The sequence below is a fragment of the Klebsiella terrigena genome (assembly GCF_012029655.1).
GTDB lineage: Bacteria > Pseudomonadota > Gammaproteobacteria > Enterobacterales > Enterobacteriaceae > Klebsiella > Klebsiella terrigena.
On the sequence record NZ_CP050508.1, the window covers coordinates 3,666,812 to 3,689,837 of the forward strand.

General features: G+C 63.0%; 24 protein-coding genes. 9 read left to right on the top strand and 15 right to left on the bottom strand.

What is annotated here, in order from left to right:
• Window positions 1-8: 8 nt before the first annotated feature.
• From HCK03_RS17260 to hpxU, 5 genes are all read right to left on the bottom strand, one after another.
• Complete coding sequence (locus HCK03_RS17260; RefSeq protein WP_041144887.1) at window positions 9-749, bottom strand: amino acid ABC transporter ATP-binding protein; 741 nt, start codon at window positions 747-749, stop codon at window positions 9-11.
• The gene (locus tag HCK03_RS17265; protein ID WP_041147572.1) at window positions 730-1,386 is read right to left on the bottom strand and encodes an amino acid ABC transporter permease; all 657 of its coding nucleotides are present in this window, start codon (window positions 1,384-1,386) and stop codon (window positions 730-732) included. The genes HCK03_RS17260 and HCK03_RS17265 overlap by 20 nt, the downstream gene beginning before the upstream one ends.
• The gene (locus HCK03_RS17270; protein WP_041144886.1) at window positions 1,386-2,051 is read right to left on the bottom strand and encodes an amino acid ABC transporter permease; all 666 of its coding nucleotides are present in this window, start codon (window positions 2,049-2,051) and stop codon (window positions 1,386-1,388) included. The genes HCK03_RS17265 and HCK03_RS17270 overlap by 1 nt, the downstream gene beginning before the upstream one ends.
• A gap of 9 nt (window positions 2,052-2,060) precedes the next feature.
• Window positions 2,061-2,846, bottom strand: a complete 786-nt coding sequence (locus tag HCK03_RS17275; protein WP_041144885.1) for a transporter substrate-binding domain-containing protein — start codon at window positions 2,844-2,846, stop codon at window positions 2,061-2,063.
• A gap of 214 nt (window positions 2,847-3,060) precedes the next feature.
• Window positions 3,061-3,900, bottom strand: coding sequence for a MurR/RpiR family transcriptional regulator HpxU (hpxU, locus tag HCK03_RS17280; protein WP_167691952.1), 840 nt, complete (start codon window positions 3,898-3,900; stop codon window positions 3,061-3,063).
• 251 nt (window positions 3,901-4,151) lie between these two features.
• Between hpxU and hpxW the strand changes: the two genes are divergently transcribed.
• The 4 genes from hpxW to hpxZ are packed head-to-tail and all read left to right on the top strand — an operon-like array spanning window position 4,152 to window position 7,710.
• Window positions 4,152-5,735, top strand: coding sequence for an oxamate amidohydrolase (gene hpxW, locus HCK03_RS17285; protein WP_167691953.1), 1,584 nt, complete (start codon window positions 4,152-4,154; stop codon window positions 5,733-5,735).
• Window positions 5,736-5,744: 9 nt separating this feature from the next.
• The gene (gene hpxX, locus HCK03_RS17290; protein WP_041144882.1) at window positions 5,745-5,933 is read left to right on the top strand and encodes an oxalurate catabolism protein HpxX; all 189 of its coding nucleotides are present in this window, start codon (window positions 5,745-5,747) and stop codon (window positions 5,931-5,933) included.
• Window positions 5,930-7,327, top strand: a complete 1,398-nt coding sequence (locus HCK03_RS17295; protein WP_167691954.1) for an AtzE family amidohydrolase — start codon at window positions 5,930-5,932, stop codon at window positions 7,325-7,327. The genes hpxX and HCK03_RS17295 overlap by 4 nt, the downstream gene beginning before the upstream one ends.
• Window positions 7,324-7,710, top strand: coding sequence for an oxalurate catabolism protein HpxZ (hpxZ, locus tag HCK03_RS17300; RefSeq protein ID WP_041144880.1), 387 nt, complete (start codon window positions 7,324-7,326; stop codon window positions 7,708-7,710). Before HCK03_RS17295 ends, hpxZ begins: the two co-directional genes overlap by 4 nt.
• 51 nt (window positions 7,711-7,761) lie before the next feature.
• Here hpxZ and puuE read toward each other — a convergent pair whose 3' ends face one another.
• From puuE to HCK03_RS17315, 3 genes are read right to left on the bottom strand one after another with little or no spacing between them, the layout of a single operon-like run.
• A complete protein-coding gene (puuE, locus tag HCK03_RS17305; protein ID WP_143716985.1) occupies window positions 7,762-8,706 on the bottom strand; it encodes an allantoinase PuuE in 945 nt (314 codons plus the stop codon).
• A 24-nt stretch (window positions 8,707-8,730) separates the two neighbouring features.
• A complete protein-coding gene (hpxA, locus tag HCK03_RS17310; RefSeq protein ID WP_041144878.1) occupies window positions 8,731-9,468 on the bottom strand; it encodes an allantoin racemase in 738 nt (245 codons plus the stop codon).
• Entirely contained in the window at window positions 9,468-10,184 is a 717-nt protein-coding gene (locus tag HCK03_RS17315; protein ID WP_123707359.1) for a GntR family transcriptional regulator, read from the bottom strand. Before HCK03_RS17315 ends, hpxA begins: the two co-directional genes overlap by 1 nt.
• Window positions 10,185-10,327: 143 nt before the next feature.
• On the opposite strand from HCK03_RS17315, the gene HCK03_RS17320 reads away from it, so the two are divergent.
• Both HCK03_RS17320 and guaD read left to right on the top strand, forming a co-directional pair.
• The gene (locus HCK03_RS17320; protein ID WP_115193183.1) at window positions 10,328-11,827 is read left to right on the top strand and encodes an NCS1 family nucleobase:cation symporter-1; all 1,500 of its coding nucleotides are present in this window, start codon (window positions 10,328-10,330) and stop codon (window positions 11,825-11,827) included.
• Window positions 11,828-11,936: 109 nt separating this feature from the next.
• Window positions 11,937-13,262 carry a guanine deaminase gene (gene guaD, locus HCK03_RS17325; RefSeq protein ID WP_115193184.1) on the top strand — a complete coding sequence of 442 codons (1,326 nt, stop codon included), beginning with the start codon at window positions 11,937-11,939 and terminating at the stop codon, window positions 13,260-13,262.
• A 26-nt stretch (window positions 13,263-13,288) separates the two neighbouring features.
• Here the strand turns inward: guaD and uraH are convergent, their stop codons facing one another.
• Together uraH and uraD are read right to left on the bottom strand one after the other, a co-directional pair.
• Window positions 13,289-13,615: a hydroxyisourate hydrolase gene (uraH, locus tag HCK03_RS17330; protein WP_041144874.1), complete on the bottom strand. Its 327-nt coding sequence runs from the start codon at window positions 13,613-13,615 to the stop codon at window positions 13,289-13,291.
• Window positions 13,612-14,130, bottom strand: a complete 519-nt coding sequence (gene uraD / locus HCK03_RS17335; RefSeq protein WP_115193185.1) for a 2-oxo-4-hydroxy-4-carboxy-5-ureidoimidazoline decarboxylase — start codon at window positions 14,128-14,130, stop codon at window positions 13,612-13,614. The genes uraH and uraD overlap by 4 nt, the downstream gene beginning before the upstream one ends.
• A gap of 315 nt (window positions 14,131-14,445) precedes the next feature.
• Here uraD and hpxO point away from each other — a divergent pair, with 315 nt between their 5' ends.
• The gene (hpxO, locus tag HCK03_RS17340) at window positions 14,446-15,600 is read left to right on the top strand and encodes an FAD-dependent urate hydroxylase HpxO (protein WP_135184958.1); all 1,155 of its coding nucleotides are present in this window, start codon (window positions 14,446-14,448) and stop codon (window positions 15,598-15,600) included.
• A gap of 6 nt (window positions 15,601-15,606) precedes the next feature.
• Here hpxO and hpxR read toward each other — a convergent pair whose 3' ends face one another.
• Window positions 15,607-16,539, bottom strand: a complete 933-nt coding sequence (gene hpxR, locus HCK03_RS17345; protein ID WP_041144871.1) for a LysR family hpxDE operon transcriptional regulator HpxR — start codon at window positions 16,537-16,539, stop codon at window positions 15,607-15,609.
• Window positions 16,540-16,666: 127 nt separating this feature from the next.
• Between hpxR and hpxD the strand changes: the two genes are divergently transcribed.
• Window positions 16,667-17,704 (top strand): molybdenum cofactor-independent xanthine hydroxylase subunit HpxD, encoded by a 1,038-nt coding sequence (hpxD, locus tag HCK03_RS17350; RefSeq protein WP_041147571.1) that lies wholly within the window; start codon window positions 16,667-16,669, stop codon window positions 17,702-17,704.
• A 12-nt stretch (window positions 17,705-17,716) separates the two neighbouring features.
• Window positions 17,717-18,688: a PDR/VanB family oxidoreductase gene (locus HCK03_RS17355; protein WP_167691955.1), complete on the top strand. Its 972-nt coding sequence runs from the start codon at window positions 17,717-17,719 to the stop codon at window positions 18,686-18,688.
• A gap of 390 nt (window positions 18,689-19,078) precedes the next feature.
• Here HCK03_RS17355 and HCK03_RS17360 read toward each other — a convergent pair whose 3' ends face one another.
• From HCK03_RS17360 to HCK03_RS17375, 4 genes are all read right to left on the bottom strand, one after another.
• On the bottom strand, window positions 19,079-19,240 hold the full coding sequence (locus tag HCK03_RS17360; RefSeq protein ID WP_167691956.1) for a hypothetical protein: 162 nt from the start codon (window positions 19,238-19,240) through the stop codon (window positions 19,079-19,081).
• Window positions 19,241-19,323: 83 nt separating this feature from the next.
• Window positions 19,324-20,352, bottom strand: a complete 1,029-nt coding sequence (locus HCK03_RS17365) for an ABC transporter ATP-binding protein (protein ID WP_167691957.1) — start codon at window positions 20,350-20,352, stop codon at window positions 19,324-19,326.
• Between the two features lies 1 nt (window position 20,353).
• Entirely contained in the window at window positions 20,354-21,928 is a 1,575-nt protein-coding gene (locus HCK03_RS17370) for an ABC transporter permease (protein WP_167691958.1), read from the bottom strand.
• Between the two features lie 22 nt (window positions 21,929-21,950).
• Window positions 21,951-22,967, bottom strand: a complete 1,017-nt coding sequence (locus HCK03_RS17375) for an iron ABC transporter substrate-binding protein (protein WP_115193191.1) — start codon at window positions 22,965-22,967, stop codon at window positions 21,951-21,953.
• Between the last annotated feature and the right edge of the window lie 59 nt (window positions 22,968-23,026).

The window sequence follows — 23,026 nt, forward strand, 5'->3', positions numbered from 1 at the left end:
TTAATTCCTTATTGATTTAAGCCGCGCACGGAGGAGATAAACTGCTTCAGCTCGAGGGTCTGCGGGTTGGCGAACAGCGTCTTGCTGTCGCCCTGCTCCCAGACGCGCCCCTGATGCATAAACACCACGCGGTCGCCCACTTCACGGGCAAAATTCATTTCATGGGTCACGAGGATCAGCGTCATGCCCTCGGCGGCCAGCTGCTCAAGGACCTTGAGAACTTCGCCAACCAGCTCGGGGTCCAGCGCCGAGGTTATCTCGTCGCAGAGCAGGACCTTCGGCGACATCGCCAGCGCCCGGGCAATCGCCACCCGCTGCTGCTGGCCGCCGGAAAGATTGGCCGGATAGTAGTCCAGGCGGTCGCCGAGCCCCACTTTTTCCAGCATCTGCCGCGCCAGCTCGCGGCACTCGGCGGCGCTCTTTTTCAGCACCCGCCGCGGGGCCAGCATCACGTTTTCCAGCGCCGTCATGTGCGGGAACAGGTTAAAGTTCTGGAACACCATCCCGACGGAGCGGCTAATCTCGCGGGCCTGCGAATCGCGGTCGGTGATGGTCATCCCGCCCAGCTTAATGCTGCCGTCCTGATACCCTTCCAGGCCATTGATGCAGCGCAGCAGCGTGCTTTTTCCCGACCCGCTGCGGCCGATAATCGAGATAACCTCGCCCATATCGATATCCAGATCGACGCCTTTGAGCACGTGGTTGTCGCCGTAGTACTTCTGCATCTGATTAATGGTGATGAGAGGCATTGAATTTGTTCTCCAGATAGCGGCTGTAGCGGGACAGCGGGTAGCACAGAATGAAGTAGCCCAGCGCCACCAGCGCAAAGACCTTAAACGGCTGGTAGGTGACGTTGGTCAGCATCGTCCCGGCCTTGGTCAGCTCGACGAAGCCGATAATCGACGCCAGGGCGGTACCTTTTACCACCTGCACCGCGAAGCCCACCGTCGGGGCAATGGCGATGCGCAGCGCCTGCGGCGCAACGACCCGGCACAGCGTCTGGGTGAAGTTCAGCCCCAGGCAGCGCGAGGCCTCCCACTGCCCTTTCGGCAGCGCGCGGATGCTGCCGAACCAGATATCGAGTAAAAAGGCGCTGGTGTAGAAGGTCAGCGCCATCGACGCGGCGGTCCACGGCGAGACGTCGATGCCGAACAGCGCCACGCCGAAGAAGGCGAGGAACAGCTGCATTAATAGCGGCGTTCCCTGGAACAGCTCAACGTAGCCGCGGATCAGCCGCCTGACCTGGCGGCCGCCGGTGAGGCGCAGCAGCAGCAGCGGGAGCGTCACCAGCGCGCCGCCGAGAAACGCCACCAGCGACAGCAGCACCGTCCAGCGCCCGGCCAGCAGCAGATTGCGGATAATGTCCCAGTCGGTAAAGGTGACCATCATGCCCGTACTCCCAGCCATTTTCGCCCTGCTGCCATCAGCAGCTGGCGCATTGTTATCGACAGCACCAGGTAGATCCCCGTGGTGACCAGATAGACCTCAAAGCTGAGGAAGGTTCGCGACTGGATCAGGTTCGCCGCGAAGGTCAGCTCCTCATAGGAAACCTGCGAAACCACCGACGATCCCAGCATCACGATGATGCACTGGCTCACCAGCGCCGGATAAATCCGCTGCAGCGCCGGCGGCAGAACCACCTGGATAAAGGTCTGCGTGCGGCTCAGCCCCAGCACGCGCCCGGCCTCCCACTGTCCCTTGGGGGTCACCTGAATCCCGGCGCGCACGATCTCGGTACTGTAGGCCCCGAGGTTGATCACCATCGCCAGCAGCGCGGCTTCACCGGCGGTCATCTTTAAGCCCAGGTTGGGCAGGCCAAAGACGATAAAAAACAGCTGCACTACGAACGGCGTATTGCGTATCAGCTCCACGTAGCCGCCCCAGATGCGGCTGAACCACGTCGCCCGCCCGCTGCGAATGGCGGCACCGAAAATGCCTATCGCCAGGCCGCCCGCCGTCGCCAGCACCGTCAGCTGCACGGTGACCCACAGCCCCGCCAGCAACTCTGGCCAGTGTGGCCAGAGCTCAGAAAAATGAAGTTGCTCCGTCATGCCGGGGCCTTATGCGCCAAAGCCTGCGGGCAGCGGCGCTTTCAGCCACTGCTGCGACAGCGCGTTGAGCGTGCCGTCCTTAACGCCCTGCTCAATCAGCGCGTCCACCTTCTCCTTCAGCGCCGGCTCGTTCTTTTTCAGGCCGATAAAGCACGGCGAATCTTTCAGCATAAAGCTCGGTACCGGCGCCTTCTGCGCATTTTGCCGGGAGATAGCCGCCACCACGAGGTTGCCGGTCGCCAGGTACTGCACCTGCCCCGAGAGGTAGGCTGACAGCGTGGTGTTGTTATCCTCGTAGCGCTTGATCTGCGCCTCTTTCGGCGCCAGCTCGCTCAGCACCATGTCCTCCACCGCCCCGCGGGTGACGCCGACGGTTTTGCCACTCAGCGCCGCCGCATCCTTCAGCTCGGCCCCCTTCGGCCCGAAAACGCCGAGGAAGAACGGCGCGTAGGCGCGGCTGAACGCAATCACCTTCTCGCGCTCCGCATTCTTGCCGAGGCTGGAGATCACCAGATCAACCTTATCGGTCTGCAGATAGGGCACCCGGTTGGCGCTGGTTACCGGCACCAGCTGCAGCTTCAGCTTCATCTGCTTTGCCAGGTAGCGCGCCATATCGATGTCATAGCCCTGGGGCTGGAGATCGGTGCCCACCGAGCCAAACGGCGGGAAATCCTGCGGCACCGCGATACGGATAACGCCGCGCTTTTCGATATCCTGCAGCTGGTCGGCTCTGGCCGCGCTCATTTGCGTAAACAGACAGGCGGCCCCGGCCAGTGCGATCAACAGTTTTTTCATGATGTTTACCCGTTACGTTAGTATGAAACAAAAGATTCTTTAAATAAACTTCTGCAACTAATGTGCCAGATATACGCCGCGCCGCTGCCGAGGCGGAAGATGCCATAAAAGAGTGATGAAACAAGGAAGAGAGAGAGAATGCGCGGCAATATCGCCTTCTCTCACCGCTGGAAATCCGCACTAAAATAATGCAAAGCACCAGACTGACGCCCCATTATCGCTGTTCGAGCTCGTCCAGCTGCTGATAAAGGGTGGCGATATCGTGAATCCGCGGGCGGCCCTTATCGAGGATCTCATGCAGAAAAGCGTTGGCCAGCAGGTTGATCAGGCTGTTGACCGAGCCGTAGCTATCGTAGGCCGAGACGCTATCGAGCGGCGCGCAGAGCTGCCAGCGCGCCAGCGGGAACAGGCCGTGCGCCTGCGGCTCGCACATCAGCAGCACCGGCACGCCGCTGGCCTGGAGCTGCTGCAGCAGCGGCCGAATAAGGCGCGGGCGGCGGCGAAAGGCCATCACCACCACCACGTCACTGGCCGACAGGTCCACCAGCTCCTCGCTCAGGCTCTGCCCCGGCTGGGGCAGCACCTGCACCTGACCGCGCGCCTGCAGCAGCTGCTGGCGCAGGTGCAGCGCCGCCGGATAGGCGTTGCGCATGCCGACGATGACCACCCGTTCGGCGCTCACCATCGCGTTAATCGCTTCGGCAAACTGGCGCGCGTCGAGGGCGTTGACCCACTGGGTCAGGTTGGCCATCTCCTGCTTATAATGGCGCGCCAGCAGCGTGTTTCCCTGCACCGCGTCGCGGTTATCGGTCAGCGGCATCCCGCTCTGGCGCAGGGTGCGCAGCTCGTCGCGCATATCCTTATACTTCTCGTACCCCAGCCGCTTGAACAGGCGGCTCACCGTCGCTTTCGACACCCCGCTCAGCTGCGCCAGCTCGGCGCTGTTGTAGCTAATCAGGTCATCAAAGTGATCGAAAATAAAATCCGCCACCCGCTGCTCCTGGGGCGACAGGGAGGCGTACTGCCCTTTGAGTCGTTCATCAAGCTGTTGCATAAGGCCCCTGTAACTTTTGTTTCATCGCACTATACCCGTCATATTCCGCGTTGCCTATGCGCTGGCGCTGCGTCTCGCGCTGTTGTCGCCGTTAATACCCGATCCGCGGCGCGTATGACCTTGAATATCTCTCCTTTCACGATGCGTGCCACTCCGGCAAAAAGCGCCGGCGGCAGGGAATGAAACTTTGGGTTCAGAAGTGGAACGGCTTTTGCACCCTGAGAGAATACATCGCGTCACGAGGACAACGAATGCACAGTCATGTATCCACCCGCGGGATGGCGGTCGCCCCCCATCACCTGGCCAGCCAAAGCGCGCTTGCCGTACTGCGCGAAGGCGGAAGCGCAATCGAAGCAATGGTCGCCGCGGCGGCCACCATCGCCGTGGTTTATCCGCATATGAACGGGCTCGGCGGCGACGGCTTCTGGCTCATCGTCCCTCCCCAAGGGGAGCCGATAGCAATAGACGCCAGCGGCGCGGCGGGCTCGGGGGCGACGCCGGAGGCCTATTCCGACCTCAGGCAGATCCCGCACCGCGGCCCGCGCGCCGCGCTGACCGTCGCCGGGACCGTCAGCGGCTGGGACGAAGCGCTCCGGGTATCGCACTCCCTGAGCGGCAAGGCGCTGCCGCTGGCGCGTCTGCTGGAAGACGCTATCGGCTACGCCAGCGACGGGATCCCGGTCACCGCATCCCAGGCCAGCGCCACCGCCGGCAAGTTTGCCGAGCTCCGCTCGCTGCCGGGATTTGCCGAAACCTTTCTGGTCGACGGCCAGCCGCCGGTTGCCGGCAGCCGCTTTCGCCAGCCCGCGCTGGCCAACACCCTCAGGCGGCTGGTCGACGAGGGGCTGGACAGCTTCTATCGCGGCCCGCTGGCTGAAACCCTGGCCGCGGGCATGGCGCAGTACGGACTGCCCGTCACCCTCGACGATCTCCGCCAGCACCGCGCCCGCCGCCCTGCGCCGCTAAAACTGACCCATCAGAACGGCGAGCTGTGGAACCTCGCGCCGCCGACCCAGGGGCTGGTATCGCTGGCCATTCTCGGCATTACCGATCGCCTGGCGATGGCCGAGGCCGACGAGGCGATGACCGTCCACCGCATCGTTGAGGCCACCAAGCTGGCCTTTAGCCTGCGCGACGCCCATATCACCGACCCGCGCCACCTCGATGTCGATATTCAGAGCCTGCTGGAACCGGCGGCGCTGCAGGCGCTGGCTGAGCAGGTCAGCGACCAGCAGGCCGCCCCGTGGGGCGCCGGCAAAGGTCCCGGCGATACCGTATGGATGGGGGTCATGGACGACAGCGGGCTGGCGGTCTCCTTTATTCAGAGTATCTACCACGAGTTCGGCAGCGGCGTGGTGCTGCCGGAGAGCGGGATTGTCTGGCAGAACCGCGGCGCCTCGTTCAGCCTCGATCCGCAGCATCTTCTGGCGCTGGCCCCCGGCAAGCAGCCGTTCCATACCCTTAATCCGGCGGCGGCCCGCCTCAGCGACGGCCGGGTGATGGTGTACGGCTCGATGGGCGGCGACGGCCAGCCGCAGACTCAGGCCGCCCTCTTTACCCGCTACATCCTGCAGGGCGTGCCGCTGCAGGAGAGCATCTCCCGGCCGCGCTGGCTGCTGGGCCGCACCTGGGGACAAACCTCCGACTCGCTGAAGTTGGAGGGCCGCTTTACGCCGCAGAGCATCGCCCGCCTGCGGGCGCTGGGTCATGAGGTCGAAGTGCTGGACGATTTCAGCGAGGCCATGGGCCACGCCGGCGCCATCGTCCGTCATCCAAATGGCCTCTTCGAAGGGGCATCCGATCCGCGCAGCAACGGCTCAGCCGCCGGTTATTAGGAGTTCAGCATGCAAAAAGTGACGCTCGACTGGAGCACGTACCTGGCACAAATGGAGCAGATCCTCGGCCTGGAGCTGGATGAAACCCGCCGCGCCGAACTTCAGCTGCAGTTCAGCCGCATCGCCGCCATGGCCGAACCGCTGATGGCCTTCCCCCTCGACGAACGCCTGGAAATCGCCGGAGTGTATAAAGCATGACGCTTAGCCAAATGACGATTAGCGAGATCCAGCGCGCCCTGCAGACCGGGGAGCTCAGCGCCCGGGAGATCGCCCGCCGGACTCTGGACGACATTGCGCGGGTCAACCCGCACATCAACGCCTGGACCACGGTGACGGAAGCGCGAATGCTGGCCGAAGCGGACAGCATTGATACCCTGCGCCGGGGCAAGCAGCCGCTGCCGCCGCTGGCCGGAGTCCCCTACGCGGTAAAGAATCTGTTCGATGTTTACGGACAGACCACCCTCGCCGGCGCCCGGCTGTTTAGCGAACGCGCCCCCGCCACGGCCGACGGCTGGGCGGTGCGCCAGCTCCACGCCGCAGGCGGGCTGCTGTCAGGGATGCTGAATATGGACGCCTACGCCTACGGCTTTACCACCGAAAATAGCCACTACGGCGCGACGCGTAACCCGCACGACCTGGCGCGCATCGCCGGCGGCTCGTCCGGCGGTTCGGCGGCGGCGGTAGCGGCCGGGCTGGTGCAGTTCGCGCTGGGCAGCGATACCAACGGTTCCATCCGCGTGCCGGCCTCCTTATGCGGTATTTTTGGCCTCAAGCCGACCTTTGGCCGCCTGTCGCGATCCGGCAGCCATCCGTTTGTTGCCAGCCTCGACCACATCGGCCCCCTCGCCCGCAGCGTCGGCGACCTCGCCGCGGTCTACGATGCGCTGCAGGGGCGCGATCCCGGCGACGGTTTCCAGGCCGATAAGGCCAGCGAGCGCACCAGCAACCTGCTGCCGCGCGGTCTCGAAGGCCTGCGCTGCGCGGTACTCGGCGGCTATTTTAGCCGCTGGTGCGATGACGACGCCCGCGCCGCCGTCGCCCAGGTAGCGCAGGCGCTCGACGCCCGCGAGGAGCTGCAGTTCCCCGAAGCCGAGCTCTCCCGCTCGGCGGCGTTTATCATCAGCGCCTCCGAAGGCGGCAACCACTACCTGCCCGCCCTGCGCCGCGAGCCGGAGCGCTTCGAGCCCCACTCCCGGGAGCGGCTGCTGGCCGGGGCGATGGTCCCGGCCAGCTGGTATATTCAGGCCCAGCGCTTTCGCCGCCACGCCCAGCGGGCGTTCCAGGCGCTGTTTGCCCACGCCGATATTCTGATCGCGCCGGCAACGCCGTGCAGCGCCACGCTCATTGGCGAGCAGACCATGGAGATCAACGGCCAGCAGCTGCCGGTTCGCGCCAGCATGGGGATGCTCACCCAGCCCATCTCCTTCGTGGGCCTGCCGGTCACCACGGTGCCGCTGCGCAGCGCCGCCGGGCGGCCGATTGGCCTGCAGCTGATCGCGGCCCCGTTTAATGAACAGGCCTGCCTGCGGGCGGCGCGCGTACTGGAAGAGATGGGGCTGACCGATGCCAGCCTTGCGGAGGTAATAGCATGATCGATCAGGACAATATTAACCGGCCTCGCGTTCTGGCCGAGGTCACGGCCGCCTTTTATCGCTATGAAGAGGCGCTGGTCAGCAACAACGTCGCGGTGCTCGACGAGCTGTTCTGGGAGGATAAGCGCACGGTGCGCCTCGGCGCCGGGGAGAATCTCTACGGTGCCGACGAGATCCGCGCTTTCCGCGCCGCCCGTCCGGCGGCCGGACTCCAGCGCGAGCTGCGCCACACGGTGATCGTCAGCTTCGGCGAGGATTACGCTGTCTGCAGCACCGAGTTCACCCGTGAGGGCAGCGATCGCGTGGGCCGCCAGCAGCAGACCTGGGTACGTTTTCCCTTCGGCTGGCGCATTGTCGCCGCCCAGGTGAGCCTGATGAGCTAATGAACGCGGCAGCCGTAGCCGGGCCGGAGCGAACTCCGGCCCGGCTATCGGCTAGCGACGAAACGGATAGGTTTCCCGCCAGCGGTCGGCAATCTGCTGACGGGTGCAGACCCACACCTGCTCATGCTGCTGGACGTAATCAAGGAAGCGCTGCAGGGCCCGAAAGCGCCCCGGCCGGCCCAGCAGGCGGCAGTGCATGCCGACAGACATCATCTTCGGCGCCTCGCGCCCCTCTTCATACAGCACGTCAAAGCTATCTTTGAGGTAGGTATAAAACTGCTCCGCGGTATTGAACCCCTGCGCGGTGGCAAAACGCATGTCGTTGGTATCGAGGGTATAGGGCACGATCAGATGCGGCTTACGCGAACCGTCGCCGCACGGCACCTCGACCCAAAACGGCAGATCGTCGCCGTAGTAGTCGCTGTCGTAATCAAAGCCGCCGTGCTCGACCACCAGCCGGCGAGTGTTGGGGCTGTCGCGCCCGGTGTACCAGCCGGTGGGCGGCCTGCCGAAGAGATCGGTTAACACCTGCACCGCCTGCTGCAGATGCGCGCGCTCGGTCTCGATATCCATATGCTGATAGTGGATCCAGCGCCAGCCGTGGCTGACCACGTCGTAGTTGGCCTCTTTGATCGCCGCCACGATATCGGGATGCCGCGCCAGCGCCATCGCCACGCCGAACACGGTCAGCGGCAGCCCGCGCTGGCTGAACTCGCGGTGAATGCGCCAGAACCCGGCGCGGCTGCCGTACTCATACAGCGAGTCCATCGACATATGTCGGTCAGGGTAGCTGGCCGCACCGATAATGTCGGAGAGAAACTGCTCGGAGCCCGCGTCGCCGTGCAGGACGTGGTTTTCCGCCCCCTCTTCATAATTTAAAACAAACTGTACGGCGATACGCGCATTCTGCGGCCACGGCGCGCGCGGCGTCTGGCCGGCATAGCCGCGCAGATCGCGAGGATAATCCTGATTAAAAAGCGCTGACTGCTGATCCATCTCCCACCTCTTTATTCATCACCATCAGTTAAATGACTGAAACCTGCCGCCTAAATTTTTTGCTTCCGGGAAAGCCAGGTCGCCCTGCTTGCTGGTCGACAGGCCGAGCGCCACCAGCGACTCGACCATTTTTACCGCCGCGCTGACGCCGTCGATGACCGGTACATGCAGCTCGCGAGTGAGCTCCTGCGCCAGCGTCGCCATCCCGCCGCAGCCCAGCACAATCGCCCCGCAGCCGTCCTCCTTCAGCGCCTGAATGCAGCGCTGACGTACCTGCTCCTGCGCCCGACCGCTGCCGTCCTCCAGCGCCAGCACCGGCAGATCGATAGCGTGCAGCCCGGCGCAGTGGTGGTAGAAGCCATACTGGTGCAGCAGGTGGCGGGCGATAATCAGCGTGCGCGGCAGCGTGGTGACAATGGAAAAGCGGGTGGCGACCAGGGTGGCCATATGCATCGCCGCCTCGGCGATGCCAACCACCGGCCCCTGCGCCAGCTCCCGCGCCGCCAGCAGCCCCGGATCGCCAAAGCAGGCGATCACGTGACCCGAGACCCCCTGCTGGCGCCCGGCCTTAATTTGTTCGAGCACCCCGACCGCGGCGATGGCTTCATCGAAGTGCCCTTCGATGGAGGGCACGCCCTCCGTCGGGCAGACCGCCACAATCTCGGTCCCCGGCGCGGCCGCCGCCCGCGCGGCGGCGCCGATGGTCTCGGTCATGGCGCGGCTGGTGTTGGGATTAATCACTTGTATACAAACAGAGGACATTACGACTCCTTGTAGCCGGCAAACAGCCGGGCGAAATCGGGCAGGGAAACGCCCGCGGTGTCAAAGCGCAGGCTGGCAACGATATGGGCAAAGTGGTGGGTCAGCGCCGCGCTCAGCGGCTGCAGCTCCCCGGCGCGCAGCAGCCCGATCAGCTGCCCGTGATCGTCGCAGCGGCAGCCCTGTCGCCACGGCGATCCCCATGCCGCAACGGCTAATGACGAGCGCTGGCTCAGGCGGGTGACCATCTCGGTAAGCACCTGGTTGGCGGAGATCGCCTGCAGCTGAATATGAAATTCGGCGGAGTAGCGGATCGCTGCCGGGCCGTTGCAGGCCTCATGCGCCTGCTGCTCCTGGCGAATAATCGCCTCCAGCGCCGCCAGATGCGGCGGCTGACAGCGGGCCAGCACGTCGGGCAGATTGGCGACCTCCAGCAGCTCTCGGGTGCGGAAGATCTCCCGCGCCTCTTCTTCCGTGGGGCTGGCAACCTGTGCACCACGCTTGGGCGTCAGAGTGACCATTTGCACAGCGGCGAGTCGCTGCAGCACCTTGCGGATCCCCGTGCGGCTGACGCCAAAGACCTCCGCCAGCGCCTCTTCCGGCAGCTTGCTGCCCGGCGGCAGCTGGTGTTCAACGATGGCGGTCATCAGCGCCTGATAGATGGCTTCATCCTTGTCCTGCAGGCCTGGCGCGGCGTGCAGACGATTTTCGTGACTCATTAACCGGCTCCGTATTCACGTTTCGACATCAAACTGTATACATAAAAATTAAATATTGCATACAAGATTAACTATTTTGGCCTAATTCCTGCAACAGCCTCAGCAATCCATATTCAGGGGTTTCATCAAGAGGAGCAGGTTTCATGCCACATTCACAAAATACGCATCAGGTTAAGGCCACGGGCTCCAGCGCCGGCTACAGTCCACGGCTGTGCAACGAGGATCTGGCGCCGACGCGCGACCAGAACTGGAGCTGGTACAACATCTTTTCCTTCTGGATGTCGGACGTGCATAGCATGGGGGGCTACGTCGTGGCGGCGAGTTTCTTTACCCTCGGCTTAGCCAGCTGGCAGGTGCTGCTGTGCCTGCTGGTCGGCATCTGTATTGTCCAGCTGTGTGCCAACCTGGTGGCCCGGCCGAGCCAGATGGCGGGCGTGCCCTATGCGGTGATCTGCCGCCAGGCGTTTGGCGTCTTCGGCGCCAATATTCCGGCGGTGATCCGCGGGCTTATCGCCTTTGCCTGGTACGGGATCCAGACCTATCTGGCCGCCAATGCGCTGATGCTGGTGATGCTAAAGTTCTGGCCGTCGCTGGCGACGCTCACCGCGAGCAGCTTCCTCGGGCTGTCGCATCTTGGCTGGCTGTGCTTCGCCACCATGTGGCTGCTGCAGGCGATGGTGTTCTGGCACGGGATGAGCGCCATCAAGCGCTTCATTGATATCGCCGGTCCGGCGGTTTACGTGGTGATGCTGGCGCTGGCGGGCTGGATTGTATACAAGACCGGCTTCGACGGGATCTCCTTTACCCTCGCCAGCAAGTCGCTGAGCGCCGGGGAGCAAACCTGGCAGATGATCACCGCGACCGCGCTGGTGGTCTCCTACTTCTCCGGCCCGCTGCTTAACTTTGGCGACTTCTCGCGCTATGGCAAAAGCATGGGTGAAATCCGCCGCGGCAACCGCTGGGGGCTGCCGTTCAACTTCCTGCTGTTCTCTATCGTTACCGTGGTGATTGTCTCCGGGACGCAGTCGCTGTTCGGCCGGATGATAACCGACCCGATTGAAACCGTAAGCCGCGTAGGCAACGACCTGGCGGTGGCCATCGGCCTGCTGACGATGATCACCGCGACCATCGGGATCAACATTGTCGCCAACTTCGTCTCCCCGGCCTTCGACTTCTCCAACTGCTCGCCGCAGAAAATCAGCTTCCGTACCGGCGGGATGATCGCCGCGGTGGGTTCAATCCTGCTCACCCCGTGGAACCTGTTTAACTCCCCGGAGCTTATCCACTACACCCTCGACGTGCTGGGGGCGTTTATCGGCCCGCTGTTCGGCATTCTGCTGGTCGACTTCTACCTGATTAAGCGCGGGAAAATCTCGGTGGACGATCTGTTTGACGATACGCCGAAAGGACAATACTGGTATCGCAACGGCTTTAACCCGAAGGCCATCGCCGCACTGGTGCCCTCCGTGGCTATCGGTCTGGTTATCAGCTTTATCCCCGCCCTGCATGAGGTCGCCAACTTTAGCTGGTTTATCGGCGTCTTCCTGAGCGGCGCCGCCTACCGCTGGATTGCCCGCGACGATCGCGTCGCCGTCTCCGCCACCGCGCGCTACGGCGCCCGCGCCGTGGCGCAGAAAGAGTAGTTTCCCCTCTCTGGCCGCGCCCTCCGGCGCGGCGTATTCCTCAACCGCGACGGCTGGCATTAATATTGCTTTAGATCTTGCTCAATGCGCGATTCAACAGGGAGCCAACATGGCGGAAACCATCAAGTCGTACGATGCTGCAATTCGCGGAGCATTTTTTGATATCGCCCGGGTCGCCGACGGCGCCGACGATATCGCCCGCCACGCGCGCTACCTTGCCGACGGCCTGCTGTTTATTGAGAACGGCACGATCCAGACGCTGCTGCCGTGGCAGGAGGGGGAGCAGTTTCTCCATCCGCACAAGGGATACACTGACCTGCGCGGCAGACTGCTGCTGCCGGGCTTTATCGACGCCCACGTCCACTATCCGCAAACGGAGATGATTGGCGCCTACGGCGAACAGCTGCTGGAGTGGTTAACCACCTACACCTTCCCGGTTGAAAGCCAGTTCGCGGACGAGGCCTACGCCACGGAGATCGCCCGCTTTTTTGTCAACCAGCTGCTCAGCCACGGCACCACCACCGCGCTGGTGTTCTGCACTCTGCACCCCGAGTCCGTCGATGCGCTGTTTAGCGAAGCGCTGCGCCTGAATATGCGCATTCTCGCCGGGAAGGTGATGATGGACCGCCACGCGCCGGAATACCTGACGGAAACGGCGGAACAAAGCTATCGGCAAACCCGCGAGCTGATCCAGCGCTGGCACCACCGCGGGCGCCTGGGCTACGCCATTACCCCGCGCTTTGCCCCCACCTCGACGCCGGAGCTGCTGTCGGCCATTCAGCAACTGCGGGAGGAGTTTCCGGATACCTGGCTGCACACCCATCTGAGCGAAAATCTCAGCGAGGTCGCGTGGGTGAAAAGCCTGTGGCCGGAGCATGAGCACTATCTCGACGTCTATCACCACTACCGGCTGACCGGCGAGCGCAGCGTATTTGCGCACGGCATTCACCTCGCCGACGCCGAGTGGCGCTGCCTGCACGAAACCGGCTCCGCGCTGGCCTTCTGCCCGACCTCGAACCTGTTCCTCGGCAGCGGCCTGTTTCGCCTGCCCGCCAGCTGGCAGCAGCGGGTGCGGATCGGCATCGGCACCGACGTGGGGGCGGGAACCACCTTCAGCATGCTGCGCACGCTGGGGGAAGCCTATAAAGTTGCCCAGCTTCAGAGCTATCGCCTGCCCGCCTGCGAGGCCTTTTACCACGCCACGCTCGGCGGCGCGCACGCCCTGCGCCTTGACGATAAAATTGGCAATTTCGAACCGGGAAAAGAGGCCGACTTCGTGGTTATCGACCCGGCCGCCACCCCTTTACAGCGGCTGCGCATCGGACGCTGCAAAGATATCTACGAGCAGCTGTTTGTGCTGATGACCCTCGGCGACGAGCGCAATATCAGCGAGACCTGGGTCAACGGCGAGCGCGTCTGGCACCAGCAGGGCTGACGCCCCCGCCGGGCCAGAACGCAACATTAGCTCCCCCGATAGGTCGACCAGCCGCCGGGGGCAATCAAAAACGGCAGGTGGAAGTGCTCATCGGCGTCCTCGGCGATCGCAAAATCGATCTGCGCGCTGAGGTAGAGCGTTTCCCGCCCGTCGCGCGAAAACCAGTCGCCGATCTCCGCCACCAGCCGATAGCGCCCGGCGCTCAGCATACCGGGCGCCAGCAGCGCAATGCGGCCCTGCTCATCGGTCAGACCGCTGGCGATCGTTTGCCCGCCCAGCAGCAGGTTCACCGCCACGCCCTGCGCGGGCCTGCCGCTGGAGATATCGAGAATATGGGTACTCAACGTATTCATTCGCCTATGACTCCCGTCAATCTTAATAAGGTAATTTCGCGCAGCTGCGCCAGCGCCACCCGCGTCTCTTCCGCCTCGTCGTGGTTCAGCCGCTGCGTCAGCGCCTGCAGGATCTCTTCCCCGCTGCGGCCTTTGGCGCGGATCAGGAAGACCCGCCCGAAGCGGGCTTCGTAGCGGGCGTTGCCCTCTTTCAGCGCCCGGGCAAGAGACGCATCTTCATCGTTGATGGCCCCCTGCTCGTGCCGCGACAGCGCGGCGTGCGGCCTCTCTTCGGGCAGCTTTTCACCAATGCGCGGATGGGCGCTCAGCGCCCGATCCAGCTCGGCTTCTCCCCAGCGCTGCGCGGCCTCCTTCGCGGCGGCCAGCAGCGCGGTGCGGTCGGGGTAAGGACGGCCCTGCACCAGCGCCGTCGCCCAGGCGGGGATCGCCACGCAGGGCTGCAGCAGGCCACGGGCCGCCTCGTCGTCCAGCCGGTTAAAGTCCTCAATCGCGATCGTCGCGGCCACTTCGGACATGTTGTTGCTCCTTATACCAAACGGCCCATACGGCTCGTTGTTAATAGCATTAGCGCAGGATTGCACAGAGCGGCTTGCACAAAGCAGGCCACATTCCCTCCGTGCGGGTCCGGATGCCGCGGGCGGGTGAAACGGTCGATTCGCAAGCGCCCGGTTTAAAATTTTTGATGCAATAAAAGGCAATTATTGCCCGATAACGCACCACTTTAGCGCATAACCTCCGCCGACGCCTCCGGCAGCCGCCTCGTGGCGCCTGTCGGCAAGCTGGTACGCAAATTGCTCGGTTCTTCACAACACATGCCACAGGAGAAGATAATGAAAGCATTAGTGATGGGTGCCGGTATCGGCGGCCTGAGCGCGGCGGTCGCGCTTAAAGCAGCCGGAATTAGCTGTGAGGTGTTTGAAGCGGTGCAGGAGATTAAGCCGGTTGGCGCCGCCATCTCAATCTGGCCCAACGGGGTGAAGTGCATGAACCTGCTGGGCATGGGTGACATCACCGAGACCTACGGCGGGCCGCTGCGCTATATGGCCTATCAGGATCACCGGCATGGCAAAACCCTGACCCGCTTTAGCCTTGCGCCGCTGGTCGAACGCACTGGCGGCCGCCCCTGCCCGGTCTCGCGCAGCGAGCTGCAGGGCGAGATGCTGAACTTCTGGGGCCGCGACGCGGTACGGTTCGGTAAGCGGGCCACCCGCGTGGAGGAGGACGATGACGGCGTGACGGCATGGTTTAGCGACGGAACCACCGCCCGCGGCGATATGCTGATCGCCGCCGACGGCAGCCACTCTGCCCTGCGCCCGTACGTGCTCGGTTTTACCCCCGAACGACGCTACGCGGGCTACGTTAACTGGAACGGGCTGGTGGAGATTGATGAGGCCATCGCCCCCGCCGATCAGTGGACCACCTTTGTCGGCGAGGGCAAGCGCGTCTCGCTGATGCCGGTCGCCAACGGGCGCTTCTATTTTTTCTTTGATGTCCCTCTCCCGGCCGGGCTGGCGGAAGATCGTAGCACCCTGAGGGCGGATCTTAGCCGCTACTTCAGCGGCTGGGCAGCGCCGGTGCAGGAGCTGATCGCCCGCCTCGATCCGGCCACCACCAACCGAATCGAAATTCACGATATTGAGCCCTTCGACCGCCTGGTACGCGGCAGGGTGGCGCTGCTGGGAGATGCCGGACACAGCACCACCCCGGATATCGGCCAGGGCGGCTGCGCGGCGCTGGAAGACGCGGTGGTGCTGGGGGAGACGTTCCGCGACGGCGGGGATATCGCCGCCGCGCTGCGCCAGTACGAAGCCCGGCGCTGCGAGCGGGTTCGTGACCTGATCCTCAAAGCGCGCAAGCGCTGCGATATCACCCACGGCAAGGAGATGGCGCTCACCGAGGCCTGGTATCGGGAGCTTGCAGAGGAGAGCGGCGAGCGGATCATCAACGGCCTGTGCGAGACGATACAGGGCGGCCCGCTCGGCTAGCCGCCTTCAGGGCCGCGGCTCCCGGTTTTCGCCGACGGCCCGCATCGCCTCCATCACCGCCGTCAGCTTCTGAATCGCCATCTGCGCCGGACGAGAGAGCTGGCGCGATGGCGCGGTGCACAGCGCCAGGGTCAGCGGGCGCAGCAGCTTGTTGCGCAAAGGGATAAACGCCAGCTGCCCGCTGTTGACTTCATCCAGCACGTCCAGCAGGCTCAGGATCGTGACGCCGCTGCCTTTGAGGACCAGCGATTTAATCAGCCGAATATCATTGCAGCTGATGCTGTTTGCCGGGGAAAAGTCGTAGTGCCGATAGAGCATCGCCACCCGGTCGTGCACGATAAGCGGCGCGCCGGGAACGATATGCCGCAGGTGGCTAAGGTCGCCTAACGACAGCGCCGCAGCCTGCGCGAGCGCACAGTCCGGGCGCATCACCACCCCCATCTCCAGCTCAACGAACGCCAGCACGCTGAGCCCCGCCTGGCCCTCCGGGTCGAGGATCAGACCAAAATCGACATCAGCCTGGCGAACCTTTTCGCTCACCGCGTGGCTATCCGCCACCCGCAGATTGAGCTCCAGCCACTGCCACCCGGTAATGATATCGGCCAGCGCCGCGGCAAAGCTGCCCTCCGCCAGCGCCTGCACCATGCCGATGCTGACGCTGCCGCGCTTTAGCCCCTGCAGCTCGTCAAACTGCTGGCGGGTCAGCTGAAACTCCTTTTGCCAGCGCAGCAGGTTGTCATAGAGCAGCTCTCCGGCGGTGGTCATGCGCAGCCCCTCCGGCAGCCGTTCAAACAGCGGCGTGCCGAACTCCTCTTCGGCCTGCAGGATCTGGCGGTTTATCGCCGAGGCCGAGATATGCAGCTTTTCAGCCGCCCGGCGCAGGCTGCCGCAGCGGGCCACCGCGGCGAAATAGATAGCGAAACGCGAAAACGGACTCATATCCCCCCTGTACTCTTTTTTGCAACGGGTTAGTGAATTAATGGCGATGGATGTCAACACCCTAATATGACAACAATAAACTCACAACAATTAAACAAATGCTTTTCCGTGAGCAGGAAGGAATATGATGAACAGAACCCACCCCACCCCACCGGCCCGCTGCACCTTCGAGCCGGACGACTGGCTCCGGCTGGCGAAATGCTGGCACCCGGTCGCCCGCGCCGAGGACGTCGGCGGCGCTCCGCTGAAGGCAACCCTGCTGGACGAACCGCTGGTTCTCTACCGGATTAAAGGTTCGGTGGTGGCGGCCCGCGACGTCTGCCCCCATCGCGGCGTCCCGCTGACCCTCGGCTCGCACGACGACGAAGGGATTATTTGCCCCTATCACGGCCTGCGCTTCGGCGAAGAGGGGCGCTGCAACCGGATCCCCTCCAGCCCCGACCAGCCGGTGCCGGCCAGGCTCCACCTGACCCACTACGCGGTGGAGGAGCGCTTTGGGCTGATCTGGGTGTGCATGGCCTTCGACCCGGAGAACCCGATGCCGCTGCCCACCATGCCGCACTGGCACGATGAGGGGTTTCAGCAAATCAACTGCCCGGCGTTTGAAGTCAACGGCTTCGCCGGCCGCCAGGTGGAGGGGTTTCTCGACGTGGCCCATTTCGCGTGGATCCATACCGATACCTTCGCCGACCCGGAGAATCAGGAAGTGCCGGCCTACAGCCCGCAGGAGACGCCCTTCGGCTTTATTGCCGACTACTGGAGCTCGGTCGGCAACTATCCGGCCAGCGCCGGTTTCCGCGCGCCGGAAGGGTTTCAGTGGCTGCGCCATTTCGAGATGCACCTGCCCTTCACCGCGACGCTAACCATCCACTTCCCCGGCGAAGCCCGGCTGGTGATTATGAACGCCGCTTCGCCGGTATCGTCGCGCGTCACCCGCATGTTCGCCCCGATTGCGCGCAACTTCGATCTCCACGTGCCGGTCGCGGACGTGCACGCGTTCAATCTGCGCGTCTTCGAGGAGGACCGGCTGATGGTCGAAACCCAGCGTCCGGAGAGACTGCCGCTGGACTTAACCCTTGAGGCGCACATTCCCGCCGACCGCAGCTCGATTGCCTATCGTCGCGGGCTGCAGAAGATGGGCTTTGGCGACTTTTTCCTCGTATAGGCGGAGGCATAAATGAGTGAACAGCTGCAGGTAGTCGTTGACGGAATGTGGCGCGAGGGCGATACCAGCCTCGCCGTCAGGCTGGTATCCAGCCGCGGGGAGCCGCTGCCCGCGTGGCGGCCAGGGGCGCATATCGATCTCCATCTGCCGGATGGGACCCAGCGCCAGTACTCGCTGACCGGCCCCACCACCGGCGCTGAGGGCTATCTGATCTGCGTCGCCCGGGATCGTAAATCGCGCGGCGGATCGCGCTATATCCACGAGGCGCTGCGCCCGGGGCAGACGCTGCGCATCTCTCCCCCGCGCAACCTGTTTATGCTGCAGCCCGCGGAGCGCGTTGTGCTGCTGGCCGCCGGTATCGGCATTACGCCGCTGTACGCGATGCTGCTGCAGCTCGAAGCGGACGGCGTGCCCTGTGAGCTGCACTACTACGTCAAGCGTCGCGAAAACGCGGCCTTCGTCCGCCAGCTGGCGCAGCGCTTCAGCCAGGGAAGCTGCGCCCTTTACTGCTCTGAGGAGGGGCAAAGCCCGCGTCAGCACCTCGCCACGACGCTCGCCGGGGCGCGGGCCGGAGAGCTTCTGTATCTCTGTGGGCCCCAGGGTTTTATGGCCTGCGCGCGCGAGGTCGCGGTACAAAAGGGTTGGCAGGAGGCGCAGATCCACAGCGAAGCGTTTCAGGCAACCGCGCCGGTCGCCGACGCCCGCGGCGAGGCCGATACCTTTACCGTCACCCTGGCGTCGTCAGGCGCGCAGTGGCCGGTGCCGGCGCACCTGACCATTGCCCAGGTGCTCCAGCAGCAGGGGGTTGCGATCCCGCTCTCGTGCGAGATGGGAATGTGCGGCGCCTGCCTCACGCCGGTTATCGAGGGCGTGGTCGATCACCGGGATACGGTGCAGTCCCCGGCGGAGAAAGCCGCCGCCGAGCAGCGCATCGCGCTCTGCTGCTCCCGCAGCCGTTCGCCCAACCTGCTGATCGATCTCTAACGGGGTCGCTTTTCACCGGCGCCAGGCTGCCGTAGAGCAGGCTGGCGCCCTGCTCGCTGACAAAAATTAAACGCCATCAACAAGCCATCAAAAGTCGGTCAATCATTCCCTAATCGAATAATTTTAATAAAAATTATTCATTTCCTTTCTGAATCAAATACCATCATATTTGTATGACAAATCCGGCATCGCCAGACGCCTGCTGCTGGCTGAGGGGAAGAGACGATCTCTCCCGGCGCACGATAAGCGTGACGAGCCTGACCAGCTGTCTGGATATTGCCTGTCGCAGCTTCCAGACCGGTGCTCAGGGATCATTCTGAACATCCACTATAAAATTGAGTACTATCCGAGTATTTGCCAGCCAGCTTTTGGCTGGCTTTTTTTTGGCCGTCACCGGCCTGATTTTTCGTTTTTCAGCAGGTCGCTTAATCTGCCACGGTTTTGCGCTAAGAGAGCGTTAAACGTCTCGCGGCTCTGCGGGTCTAACTCCGCCGCCAGCGCCTCGCGCTGCGCCTGCCTGCGGATACTCACCGCAAAATATTGCGTTATCATTATCTGGCCGCAGATATGCAGCGCTCTGCCCGCTCATTTGGCGGCACGGGCAGAACAATCCTCGACAAAAAAGTATCGCTATTTTAATGCATAAATACCCGCGCTTTCCCGGCGACCGCTAAACGCACCCTGGCCCCCGTCGTCCAGCCGGCCTGGCTAACGGTTTTGAGGATCAGCGGTTCACTCATCCCCGGCGCGGCCAGACTTAGGGTTGAGAGGTGTCCACAAAAATCGACGTCAACGATGGTGATGGCGCTTTCATCCTCCTGACAGAGGGTGACAATCAGCTGCTCCGGACGCAGCATAATCCGGCCGCTCCCCGCGGCGTGGTCATTATCGGTGAGCACCTCGCCAATAATGCACTCCGCGCGGCCGGCGCTGAGTCGGGCAGGAAGCACCAGCGCATCGCCAAGAAAGAGCGCGGTCGCTTCATCGACCGGTTGCGAGTAAACCGCAAAGGGGCTGCCGACCTGAGTGAAACGACCCCGGCGCATCACCGCCACCTGGCTGGCGAAAGAGAGGGCTTCGTTCTGATCGTGGGTCACAAGGATTGACGCCACGCCGCTTTGCGCCAGTAAATCGGCGGTGGCTCTGCGGGTGGCGGCGCGAAGCCCGGTATCAAGGGCCGAGAAAGGCTCATCCAGCAGCATCAGCGAGGGACGCTGCGCCAGCGCCCTGGCTAAGGCCACGCGCTGCTGCTGGCCGCCAGAGATTTCGTGCGGCCAGTGGGTCGCCAGCTGCTGGTCGAGAGAAACCATCTCCATCAGCGCCGCCACCTTACGCCGCTTCTCCTGGCGAGTATCGTCCAGCCCCCAGGCAATATTGTCCGCCACGCTAAGATGAGGGAAAAGCGCCCCCTCCTGCGGTACAAAGCCAATACCACGCTGGTGAGCGGGAATAAAAATCCCCTCGCCGTAGAGCGTTTTCCCCTGCATCACGATCCGCCCCGTATCCGGGGTTTCAAATCCGGCAAGAATGCGCAGCAAGGTGGTTTTTCCGGAGCCTGAAGGCCCGACAATCGCCGTACGGCTGCCCGGAGCCACCGTCAGATTGAGGTTATCCAGCACCTGAGCATCGGCAAAAGATTTAGAGAGCGCGGTGAGTTCCAGCATATTACAAACCTGCAATTTTTTTCGACTGTACATAAAGAATGCCGGTCAGCGGCAGCGAGATCAGAATCATTAACATCGCGTAGGGCGCGGCGGCCACGTAGTCAATCTCGCTGGTGAGCGCCCAAAAGCCGGTTGCCAGCGTGCGGGTGCCCAACGGTGAAAGCAGCAGCGTGGCGGTGAGCTCGTTGCTTACGCCGAGAAAGACCAGCGCAGCCCCGGCGGCGGCACCGGGTGCCGCGAGGCGCATGGTGACGCTCCAGAGCGCCCGGGCAGGACTTCGCCCCAGGCTGCGCGCAACGTTTTCCAGCTCGACCGGCGCCTGGGCAATTCCGGCACGCAGATTGATCAGCGCTCTGGGCATAAACATCAGCAGATAGGCAAGAAACAGCGTGACTTCCGTTTGATAGACCGGCCGCGCGTAGTGGATGGTGACCGTCACCAGCGCCAGCGCCGTGACGATACCCGGCAGCGAGCTGGTTATATAGTTGACCCCCTCCAGAAGGCGGAACACGCGGTTCGGATAGCGAACGCCCAGCCACGCGATAGGGATAGCGCAGGCGGTGGTCAGCAGGGCGCCGGCGGCGCCGGTCATCAGCGTCTGGCGCAGCGAGAGCCAGAGATCGGCGTGGGACCAGTTTGCCACTCCCCCCAGCCACAGCCAGCGGCAGAGCACAATCAGCGGCACGCCGAGGGCGAGCAGCACCAGGGCAAAAAGCAGCAGCTGCGCGGCGAATGCGGCCGGCGCGTTCAGCGTCTGCCGCTTTTGCTCGCGCGCGGCTCCCGCACCGATCCTCGCGTAGCGAGCTTTACCGCGCGTTGCCCCTTCCAGCAGTAAAATAGCCAGGCAGCATAGCGCGAGGACGCCAGCCAGCATATTCGCGGCCGGACCGCTGAACGTGGACTGAAACTGGTCATAGATCGCGGTGGTAAAGGTATCGAAGCGGATCATCACGTACAGGCCGTACTCCGCCAGCAGATGGAGCGCCACCAGCAGCGCCCCGCCGCAAATCGCCAGCTTCAGCTGGGGTAGTATCACGCTGAAAAAAACCTTCCATGGCGGCGTCCCGAGCGATGCGGCCACGTCTTCAAGCGTGGGATCGAGGCGTTTGAGCACCGCCGCAACCGGCATATAGATAAACGGGTAGTAGGCCAGGACCGAGAGGAAGACGCCGGAGGAGAGGCCGTGCATCGACGGCACGGCGCTCACCCAGGCATAGCTTTGGACAAATGCCGGAATGGCCAGCGGCGCAACGGCCAGCGCCGACCATACCCCGCGCCCCGCCAGCGTCGTACGCTCCGTCAGCCATGCCACCATCACCCCAAGCGTAATGCACAGCGGGATCGTCAGCACGGTCAGCCACAGCGTGTTGCTGAGCAACTCCCCCACCCGCGGGCGAAATACCAGCGCCTTGATGGTCTTCCAGCCGGTTTCAATGCCGACGGCGATGACAAAACCGGGCGGCAGCAGCGCAAGTAATGAAAACAGGACGGCTAATGCCACCATCGGAAACGCAGGACGCCTGCGCTCAGGCAGGCGTCCAACTTTTTTTCCGAGTATAAGACTCAGACCAGACATAAATTTTTCACTTCAGCAGAGATTACAGCAGGCCAGCCTGCGTCATCAGATCGATAACCTTTTTACCGTTCAGCGAAGAAGGCTCAACTTTTGGCGCATCCAGCTCACGCAGCGGCGTCAGCTTCGGGTTGGAGGCCGCATTGACGCCAACGGCATATTCAAAGGCGTTATTGGTGCGCAGCTCTTCCTGGCCCTGCTTGCCGGTGATCCACTTGATAAAGGCCTGAGCCTGCTGCGGATGCTTGCTGGAAGCCAGGACGCCACCGCCGGAAATGCTGACGAATGCGCCCGGGTCCTGATGTTTGAAGTAATAGAGCCCGGTATTCTTGCTGTTTTCGCCGGTTTTAGCCTGATCGACAAAGCGGTAGTAGTGATAGATAACGCCGCCATCAATCTGGCCGGCGTTGACCGCCTTCATCACCGTGCTGTTGCCTTTATAGGCCACAAAGTTGGCTTTCATGGCTTTGAGCCAGTCGAGGGTGGCCTTCTCGCCTTTCAGCGCCAGCATCGCGCTAACGATAGCCTGGAAATCTGCCCCTGACGGAGAGGCCGCCCAGCGCCCTTTCCACTCCGGTTTTGCCAGATCCATCAGCGAGCGCGGCAGCTGAGATTCACTGATTTTTTGCGGGTTATAGACGAACACGGTGCTGCGTGCGGCAATGCCAATCCAGCGCCCGTGTTCCGGGCGATACTCTGGTGCCACCTGCTTCAGGGTATCGGCATCCAGGGGGGCAAACAGCCTGGCGTTATCAACCAGCACCATCGACGGCGAGTTTTCGGTCAGGAAGACGTCTGCGGGCGATGCCGCCCCTTCCTGCACCAGCTGGTTGCCCAGCTCGCTGTCGCCACCGTTACGTAAGGTCACTTTAATACCGGTCTCTTTGGTAAAGCCATCTACCCACGACTTAACCAGGTTTTCATGCTGCGCATTATAAATAACAATGCCTTCACCGCTATCAGCTGCCAGAGCCTGCGGTGCCAGGAACATTGCCGAAGCGACCAGAGCCGCAGAGCAACAGGATAAGAGGCGGAAATTCATAGGCTAATCCTTAGTAATAGTAGAAAAATGGCAACCAAAGCAGAGCGAAAAGGATTAAA

Coding starts and splice junctions, on each gene's coding strand:
- HCK03_RS17260 (WP_041144887.1), bottom strand. CDS start 749: ATGCCTCTCATCACCATTAATCAGATGCAGAAGTACTACGGCGACAAC.
- HCK03_RS17265 (WP_041147572.1), bottom strand. CDS start 1,386: ATGGTCACCTTTACCGACTGGGACATTATCCGCAATCTGCTGCTGGCC.
- HCK03_RS17270 (WP_041144886.1), bottom strand. CDS start 2,051: ATGACGGAGCAACTTCATTTTTCTGAGCTCTGGCCACACTGGCCAGAG.
- HCK03_RS17275 (WP_041144885.1), bottom strand. CDS start 2,846: ATGAAAAAACTGTTGATCGCACTGGCCGGGGCCGCCTGTCTGTTTACG.
- hpxU (WP_167691952.1), bottom strand. CDS start 3,900: ATGCAACAGCTTGATGAACGACTCAAAGGGCAGTACGCCTCCCTGTCG.
- hpxW (WP_167691953.1), top strand. CDS start 4,152: ATGCACAGTCATGTATCCACCCGCGGGATGGCGGTCGCCCCCCATCAC.
- hpxX (WP_041144882.1), top strand. CDS start 5,745: ATGCAAAAAGTGACGCTCGACTGGAGCACGTACCTGGCACAAATGGAG.
- HCK03_RS17295 (WP_167691954.1), top strand. CDS start 5,930: ATGACGCTTAGCCAAATGACGATTAGCGAGATCCAGCGCGCCCTGCAG.
- hpxZ (WP_041144880.1), top strand. CDS start 7,324: ATGATCGATCAGGACAATATTAACCGGCCTCGCGTTCTGGCCGAGGTC.
- puuE (WP_143716985.1), bottom strand. CDS start 8,706: ATGGATCAGCAGTCAGCGCTTTTTAATCAGGATTATCCTCGCGATCTG.
- hpxA (WP_041144878.1), bottom strand. CDS start 9,468: ATGTCCTCTGTTTGTATACAAGTGATTAATCCCAACACCAGCCGCGCC.
- HCK03_RS17315 (WP_123707359.1), bottom strand. CDS start 10,184: ATGAGTCACGAAAATCGTCTGCACGCCGCGCCAGGCCTGCAGGACAAG.
- HCK03_RS17320 (WP_115193183.1), top strand. CDS start 10,328: ATGCCACATTCACAAAATACGCATCAGGTTAAGGCCACGGGCTCCAGC.
- guaD (WP_115193184.1), top strand. CDS start 11,937: ATGGCGGAAACCATCAAGTCGTACGATGCTGCAATTCGCGGAGCATTT.
- uraH (WP_041144874.1), bottom strand. CDS start 13,615: ATGAATACGTTGAGTACCCATATTCTCGATATCTCCAGCGGCAGGCCC.
- uraD (WP_115193185.1), bottom strand. CDS start 14,130: ATGTCCGAAGTGGCCGCGACGATCGCGATTGAGGACTTTAACCGGCTG.
- hpxO (WP_135184958.1), top strand. CDS start 14,446: ATGAAAGCATTAGTGATGGGTGCCGGTATCGGCGGCCTGAGCGCGGCG.
- hpxR (WP_041144871.1), bottom strand. CDS start 16,539: ATGAGTCCGTTTTCGCGTTTCGCTATCTATTTCGCCGCGGTGGCCCGC.
- hpxD (WP_041147571.1), top strand. CDS start 16,667: ATGAACAGAACCCACCCCACCCCACCGGCCCGCTGCACCTTCGAGCCG.
- HCK03_RS17355 (WP_167691955.1), top strand. CDS start 17,717: ATGAGTGAACAGCTGCAGGTAGTCGTTGACGGAATGTGGCGCGAGGGC.
- HCK03_RS17360 (WP_167691956.1), bottom strand. CDS start 19,240: ATGATAACGCAATATTTTGCGGTGAGTATCCGCAGGCAGGCGCAGCGC.
- HCK03_RS17365 (WP_167691957.1), bottom strand. CDS start 20,352: ATGCTGGAACTCACCGCGCTCTCTAAATCTTTTGCCGATGCTCAGGTG.
- HCK03_RS17370 (WP_167691958.1), bottom strand. CDS start 21,928: ATGTCTGGTCTGAGTCTTATACTCGGAAAAAAAGTTGGACGCCTGCCT.
- HCK03_RS17375 (WP_115193191.1), bottom strand. CDS start 22,967: ATGAATTTCCGCCTCTTATCCTGTTGCTCTGCGGCTCTGGTCGCTTCG.